Origin of the sequence: Desulfovibrio sp. (assembly GCF_035644575.1) — a bacterium.
Taxonomy (GTDB): Bacteria; Desulfobacterota; Desulfovibrionia; order Desulfovibrionales; family Desulfovibrionaceae; genus Desulfovibrio.
In genome coordinates this window covers 1-7,275 of the sequence record NZ_DASQOG010000148.1, presented here as the reverse complement: position 1 = coordinate 7,275, position 7,275 = coordinate 1, and the positions used below count along the sequence as shown (strand labels likewise).

Annotated in this window: 5 protein-coding genes; all 5 read left to right on the top strand. The window is 61.3% G+C overall.

Going from position 1 to position 7,275, the window contains the following annotated elements:
- Window positions 1–214: 214 nt before the first annotated feature.
- The 5 genes from VEZ52_RS08545 (at window position 215) to VEZ52_RS08525 (ending at window position 6,904) form a co-directional block, all read left to right on the top strand.
- Window positions 215–1,177 (top strand): hypothetical protein, encoded by a 963-nt coding sequence (locus VEZ52_RS08545; protein WP_324836451.1) that lies wholly within the window; start codon window positions 215–217, stop codon window positions 1,175–1,177.
- A gap of 3 nt (window positions 1,178–1,180) precedes the next feature.
- The gene (cbiD, locus tag VEZ52_RS08540; RefSeq protein WP_324836450.1) at window positions 1,181–2,452 is read left to right on the top strand and encodes a cobalt-precorrin-5B (C(1))-methyltransferase CbiD; all 1,272 of its coding nucleotides are present in this window, start codon (window positions 1,181–1,183) and stop codon (window positions 2,450–2,452) included.
- Entirely contained in the window at window positions 2,449–4,290 is a 1,842-nt protein-coding gene (gene cbiE / locus VEZ52_RS08535; RefSeq protein ID WP_324836449.1) for a precorrin-6y C5,15-methyltransferase (decarboxylating) subunit CbiE, read from the top strand. The genes cbiD and cbiE overlap by 4 nt, the downstream gene beginning before the upstream one ends.
- A gap of 4 nt (window positions 4,291–4,294) precedes the next feature.
- The gene (gene cobM / locus VEZ52_RS08530; RefSeq protein WP_324836448.1) at window positions 4,295–5,083 is read left to right on the top strand and encodes a precorrin-4 C(11)-methyltransferase; all 789 of its coding nucleotides are present in this window, start codon (window positions 4,295–4,297) and stop codon (window positions 5,081–5,083) included.
- A gap of 339 nt (window positions 5,084–5,422) precedes the next feature.
- Window positions 5,423–6,904 carry an aldehyde dehydrogenase family protein gene (locus tag VEZ52_RS08525; protein ID WP_324836447.1) on the top strand — a complete coding sequence of 494 codons (1,482 nt, stop codon included), beginning with the start codon at window positions 5,423–5,425 and terminating at the stop codon, window positions 6,902–6,904.
- Window positions 6,905–7,275: the final 371 nt, after the last annotated feature.

The window sequence follows — 7,275 nt, the reverse complement described above, 5'->3', positions numbered from 1 at the left end:
AGACGGCAACTGCCTTTCACATACCCGCGTTTAGGAAAAACCGCAAGTTGTAAATAGGAAACACTCTTTCGCTTTTTCATCACAGTCCAACTGCAACGTACATCCGATTATTTCCCTTTGTCAGCAAAAATCCGGCGGCTGCCCCCGCTCTGCCGCCAACGCTGGACAGCCCGCCGGGGCTGAGGCATACTTTGCCAAGAACCAAGGATTTTTCATGCCTGCACTGACTTTTTCCAAATGGAGCCCGGGGGGCAACACCACTCTGCTTTTTCCCGACGCTGGGCAACGCCCGGCGGAACAGGCGCGTCTGGCGTCTTTGGCGCTGGATTCTTCCATGCTCGGGGGTGAACAGGCGGGATTTGTGAACCTGCCCCAGCGCAAACTACGTATGGCGGGCGGTGAATTTTGCGTCAATGCCAGCCGCGCCGTAGGGGCCTTGCTGGCATACACTGCCCAATATTCAGGCCCGGAACAGGGCGTGCTGGACGGAATTGTTCCTCTCAACGAGCGAACGCACGAAGTTGCGGACACAGCAGAACATCCTGCCCGCCTTGATGAAATCCAGGTCTCCGGCTGGCAGACTCCCGTGCGCCTGCGCACCCGAGGCTCTGCCCCGGTCTGGCAGGTGGAGGCCCTGCTGCGCCTCCCCGAGTATTCCATTACTACTATAGAAAAAGGTGCGCATCTGGTGCGCCTGCCGGGCATCTGCCACCTGCTGCTTGGCGGGGCAACGCACCCCCTGCCCGATGACTGCCATGCCGTGGCTGCCCAGCTACGCCAGCAGCACGGCCTTGATGCCGAACCTGCCGCAGGCGTCGTCTGGTGGCGGGAATGCCAGGGCCTGCTGGACATGCTGCCCCTTGTGCATGTGCGCGATGCCGGAACAACATTTCTTGAGAATGCCTGCGGTTCCGGGGCGTTGGCCCTGGCCCTGTGCCTTGCGCGCGCAGGTACGCGCCGTTCTTTTTCCATCATGCAGCCCGGAGGTTCGGCTCTGGATGTGCGGCTGTTTGCAGAAGGCGGCTTTGATATGGCAGGCATAGACGGCCCGGTGTCGCTTGTGGCCCGTGGCAAGGTCTGGCTGCCTGATCCAGACGCACGACCAGTGTTGGCCCCAAATCCGGCTTCAGGCATGGCAGCCAGCCTGACATCTGGTTTGTCCCCCACTTTGAGCTGACGCATGGCTGAAAAGCTTCGGGAAGGGTTCACTACCGGCAGCGCCGCCACAGGGGCAGCGCTGGCCGCACTGCAACTGTTGCGCACGGGCACAGCCCCGGATGCAATCCGGGTGCCCCTACCCCCTTTTGGGGCGGGTCAGGGCACGCCCAATCCGTGCAAAAGCAGCGGCTGGCTGCCCGAGCCTCGGGGCTGGCTGCGCCTGCACATTGAAAGCTGCGCCGCAGGGCCTGCGCCGGAACTGGAGGCGGCATGGGCTGCTCCCGATGCCAACACCGCAAGCGGGCTGGCCGATCCGCCTCCACCGGATATCATTGCCATAGCCCACGCCAGCATAATCAAGGACGGCGGCGATGACCCTGACGCCACCTCAGGCGCGCGCATAACAGCCACGGTGGTGGAGAGCGCGCTGCCGCCCATCCATTCTGGGGGGAGGACATCCCCCGACACGGCAGTTGCATACCCTGACCACATCATTATAAAGGGAGGGCCGGGGGTGGGACGCGTTACCCTGCCGGGTTTGCCCGTGCCCATTGGTCAGGCTGCTATCAACCCGGTACCGCGCCAGCAGATAACCTACGCCGTTCAGGCGCAGGAGCAGGAACACGCCGCAGCCCTTCAAAGCCGCACCCGGCTGACAGTATTTGTCAGCGTACCTGATGGCGCGCGGCTGGCGCACCAGACCTTCAATCCCAGACTAGGCATTGAAGGCGGCATTTCCATATTGGGAACCCAGGGGACGGTGCGTCCGTTCAGCCATGATGCGTGGAAGGCCACCATCGAGCAAGGGCTTGCCGTGGCCCACGCCACAGGCTGCCAGAGCGCATGCCTGACCACGGGAAGGCGCTCGGAACGGCTGCTTATGGACCGCTACCCCGACCTGCCGGAGCGGTGCTTTGTGCAGGTGGCGGATTTTGCGCAATTCTCCTTGCAAGCTGTGGGGAGCATGCAGTTTGAACGCATTATCTGGGGCTGCTTTTTTGGTAAGCTGGTCAAGCTTGCCCAAGGGCATACCTACACGCATGCCAAGGATTCCACGCTGGACATGCAGGCTCTTGGGCGGCTTGCCAGCGAGGCAGGCGCTGCCTGCGCGAATGCCATCCCCCGATGCGTGACAGCGGCTCACGCCCTGGAACTGCTGCTGGCAGACAGCGCCGGGGCAGAAACTATCAAGCGGGTGGCGCAACAGGCAGCGTACACAGCGCAACTTTTTGCAGGCCGGCCCGTGAGCCTGCACCTTTTTCACATCGACGGCAGGGAATTATTGGCGTTATGAAACAACAGGTCTCACTGCCCGGCTTTGCCGTGCCACCCCATACGCCCGACACCCCGACACGGGACGATGACGCGACCAATGCTGTTCAGGCCGAGGCCCTTGCCGTTTGCCCGGTGGAGAGACCCGACGAGCACCCTGCGGATCAGCCCCTTGCGCATACCCCTGCCGATGTTGATGTTCATGTGGATGACCATGCCGCCGCCGACATGCCCGCAGAGTTACCAGCCGAATCCGCTGTAGCAGCAGTGACAACCACACTTGCCGCCAGTATCACACAGGCTGCTCCTGCGGCCGAGAGCGCGCCTGCCGCTCCTGCAACACCTGCCGCTACGCCCGCCAGCCCCCCCGTTGCGGGCACATCCGAGCAGGACGACTGGCCGCCCATGTCGGAAATGTTGCAGTCATTCTTTGTTTTTGAGCCAACAACTGTCGCGCCGGAACCCATCACGGTCATGGGCCTCGACTGCGCACGTCCGCGAGGTCTGGCTGGTCTGGCTGAAGCCCAGCGCCAGCTTGCGGAACAAGCCGATGTGATCTGCGCCGGGCGCATGCTGCTGGAAGAATTTTCCGGCAGAAGTCTGGAAACCAACAGCAACGCCGCAACCGGGGCCGCAACGAGTACCGCAGAAGAGCCTTCGACAGAAGACCAGCCCGCACATGACCAGACATCAGGCTGTCAGGATGCCGCACCCGCCGCAGGCCCCGCCCTCAAGGCGCGGCTGCTGCCCCTGACCACGCCGCTGGAACCGCTGCTCACCCGGCTCAGCCAGTTGCGGGCCGCAGGGGAACGTGTGCTTGTGCTGGCAGACGGCGACCCCCTGCTCTTTGGCATCGGCGCGACCCTTGTGCGCCGCATGGGGCCGGATGCCGTGCGCCTGCTGCCCGCTGTCAGTTCCCTGCAACAGGCTTGTGCGCGCCTGTCCCTGCCGTGGCACAAGGTTATCTGCCTCTCCTTGCACGGGCGCGATGATTTGCGCCCCCTCAACGTGGCCTGCGGCAAGAATGCGCCGCTCTGCATCCTTACTGATGCACGCATGTCGCCCGATGTGCTCGCTCGCCATCTGCTCGACCGTGGGGTGGACTGGTTTGATGCCCATATTTTTGAACGCATGGGCGCTGCCGATGAATGCGTCAGCCACCTGAGCATGGCCGATGCCGCTGGGCGCGAATTTGGCCCGGCCTGCACAATGGTGCTGATACCCATGGCTCCGGCCCGCCGCCCGCATCTTGGGCTTGACGCCGACCAGCTTGCGGTTGACCGGGGCCTTATTAGCAAAAAGCCCGTGCGCGCCGCCGCTCTGGCGCTGCTGCGCATTGAAGCCGGGCATGTGGTGTGGGATCTCGGTTCCGGCTCGGGCGCTGTGGCTCTTGAGGCTTCCGTTCTGGCCCATGAGGGCCGCGTGATCGCGGTGGAACGCTCCGCCGGACGCGCCATGGGCATTCAGGAAAACCGCCGCCGCTTTGGCGCGGCCAATGTGGAAGTACGCCTCGGGCAAGCCCCCGAATGCCTGCCCGGCCTGCCTGATCCGCAGCGGGTGTTTATTGGCGGCGGCCTTTCCGGCGATGACGGGGATGACATCTTGGGGCATGTATGCCTGCGCCTGCCAGTGGGGGGGCGCGTGGTGGTCAGTTGTGTGCTTCTGGACAGCTTTAGTCTGTGTCGCCGCTTTTTCGAAGACATGGGCTGGCCTGTGGAAATTCTGCAACTCAGCGCAGCTGAAGGCAAGAGCCTTGGCGGCGATGTTCATCTGGCAGCCATGAATCCCGTATTTTTGCTTGCCGCCCAAAAACCCGCGCCTGCTCCCATTCAGTCCGGCGCACAGCCCGAAGGCAGGTAGCAGCGTGGACAGCGCGCAACAAACCGGGGTGACGCCCGGCATCGTTACATTTGTGGGCGCAGGGCCAGGCGATCCTGACCTCATGACCATCAAGGGGCGCAAGGCCATTGAACGGGCAGCCCTCGTACTCTATGCGGGTTCGCTGGTGCCTCGCGAGGTGGTGGCCTGTGCCGCGCCCAACGCCATGGTTGTGGATTCCGCCCCGCTGAATCTTGAGCAGTGCCATGCGCTGGTGCGGGCAACCGCACTGGAGGGCCGCTCCGTGGCCCGCGTGCATACGGGCGACCCCTCCTTGTACGGCGCGTTGCGCGAGCAGGCCGCCTTGCTGGATGCGGACGGCATTCCCTGGCGTGTGGTGCCGGGCGTTACCGCCGCCTGCGCGGCAGCGGCTGCGGCGGGTATTACCTTTACCGTGCCGGAAGTAACCCAGAGCCTCATTATCAGCCGCCTTGAGGGCCGCACCCCGGTGCCGGCGCGTGAGCATCTGCACCTGCTGGCCCAGCATGGGGCCTCCATGGCCGTCTACCTTTCCGCAGCGTCGGCTCAGGCCCTTCAGGACGAGCTCTTGCGCAGCCTGCCGCCAGAAACCCAGGTTTTTTGCGCCCATATGGTCAGTTGGCCCGAGGAGCAGCTGCACTGGACAACGCTGGGCGAGCTGGCCCAGTGCATAACCCGCCACAACCTCACCCGACAGACAGTTTTTCTTGTACTGCCCGCAGAAAGCCGCGAGGGCGCGCCCTCACGCCTGTATGCCGCCGACTTTTCGCACGGCTACCGCGCAGCAAAAAGCTGATTTCATTCCAACATATTGCCATTACTATGGGATTCAGGCCGGGTGCTTTCACACATCCTGCCTGAATCCCATACCTTTTTTGAGCAAGCCATCCTGATACGCAATATTAGCGTGACACGTTTGCAAAATAAGCCTGCATTGCTTTATTTACTACGCAACAAGCAGATTTTGTAGTGTTGAATGATTATATAAATATAATTTAAAATTGTATTTTTTTTCACAATGTGTATTAAATCATGTCAGCATGAACAAAAATCTACTATTCAATATGGATTTGCAATCCATATATCTATCTTATTGTCCTTCAGACAATCATGGTTTTAAAAAAAGGAGTGATTCATGAACAAACCGGACATTCAGGATTCGTACTCCCTTTTCATCGACGGCCAGTGGAAACAGGCCTCCGACGGCGGCACGTTTGAAACCTTCTGCCCCGCCAATGGCGAGCGCCTGGCAACCTGCGCCGAAGCCACCAAGGAAGACGTGGACGCAGCAGTGGCGGCTGCCAACAAGGCTTGGGACAGCTGGAAAAAGATCGACCCCATTGAACGGGCCAATATGCTGCTGAAAATTGCAGACATTATTGATGCCAACAAAGAACATCTTGCCATGGTGGAAACCCTGGACAACGGCAAGCCCATCCGGGAAACCATGAATGTGGACGTTCCCTTTGCCGCCGACCACTTCCGCTACTTTGCCGGGGTGGTGCGCGCCGATGAAGGCACCGCCGTCATGCTGGACGAACACACCATGTCTCTGGTGTTCCGCGAACCCATCGGCGTTGTGGGCCAGATTGTGCCGTGGAACTTCCCCTTCCTCATGGCCGCCTGGAAGCTGGCCCCCGTGCTTGCCGCCGGGTGCTGCACCGTGTTCAAGCCTTCCAACCACACGTCCCTTTCCGTGCTGGAACTTGCGCGGCTCATTGCAGACGTGCTGCCCAAGGGAGTGTTCAACGTCATTACCGGGCGCGGCTCCCGTTCCGGCCAGTTCATGCTTGAGCATCCTGGCTTCCGCAAGCTTGCCTTCACCGGATCAACAGAAGTTGGCCGTCAGGTGGGCCTTGCAGCGGCCAAACGCCTCATCCCCTCCACCCTCGAGCTGGGCGGCAAATCGGCCAATATCTACTTTCCCGATTGTCAGTGGGATCTGGCCATGGACGGCCTGCAAATGGGCATTCTGTTCAACCAGGGGCAGGTGTGCTGCGCCGGGTCGCGTGTTTTTGTGCATGAGGACATTTACGACCAGTTCGTGGCAGAAGCAGTGGAGCGCTTCAACCGCGTCAAAGTAGGCCTGCCGTGGGATCCCGCAACCCAGATGGGCTCGCAGATTTACGAATCGCACCTCAAGGCCATACAACTCTGCATTGAACAGGCCAAGGCGGAAGGAGCCACCGTGCTTTGCGGCGGCGAGCGCATCACTGATGGCGAGCTCGCCAAGGGCTGCTTCATGCGTCCTACCCTGCTCGGCAACGTCACCAATACCATGCGCGTGGCGCAGGACGAAATCTTCGGCCCCGTGGCGGTCATCATCAAGTTCAGGACGGAAGAGGAAGTTGTGGCCATGGCCAACGACAGCCCCTACGGTCTGGGCGGCGCTGTCTGGACGCGCGACATCAACAGGGCCATGCGCATAAGCCGCGCCGTTGAAACGGGCCGCATGTGGGTGAATACCTACAACAGCATCCCGGCGGGCGCGCCCTTTGGCGGGCACAAGGAATCGGGCATTGGGCGTGAAACGCACAAGATCATTCTTGAGCACTACACCCAGCAGAAAAATATTCTTATCAATCTGTCGGAAAAGCCCACAGGATTCTATCCCTAGCAGCCAGCACAAATGCGGCAACCACCAGAGCGGTTGCCGACGTATCAGAACGGCCCCGGAAGGGGCCGTTTTCACTAGCCAATAAAAGGGACTGCTGCCCGACAGCACGAGAGGCGGGCCATCACTGCCTCTAGATATTTGCGGCGCATAAAACGCGAGAGGCAGAGGCCCCACGCCCCCGCTACAAACGCAATGCGCCGAGGATAACCTCGGCTAAAGGCACGAAAAGTTTTCGCTGTCGGCGCGGCAAAAGCCGCAACCGGCTCAACCTTTTCGGTGCTGCCGCTGCCCGGCAGCACGAGAGGCGGGCCATCACTGGCGGAAGATATTTGCGGCGCATAAAACGCGAGAGGCAGAGGCCCCACGCCCCC

What these genes read in the sequence shown, in the direction of transcription:
- VEZ52_RS08525 (WP_324836447.1), top strand. Translation starts at nt 5,423, where the DNA reads ATGAACAAACCGGACATTCAGGATTCGTACTCCCTTTTCATCGACGGC.
- VEZ52_RS08545 (WP_324836451.1), top strand. Translation starts at nt 215, where the DNA reads ATGCCTGCACTGACTTTTTCCAAATGGAGCCCGGGGGGCAACACCACT.
- cbiE (WP_324836449.1), top strand. Translation starts at nt 2,449, where the DNA reads ATGAAACAACAGGTCTCACTGCCCGGCTTTGCCGTGCCACCCCATACG.
- cbiD (WP_324836450.1), top strand. Translation starts at nt 1,181, where the DNA reads ATGGCTGAAAAGCTTCGGGAAGGGTTCACTACCGGCAGCGCCGCCACA.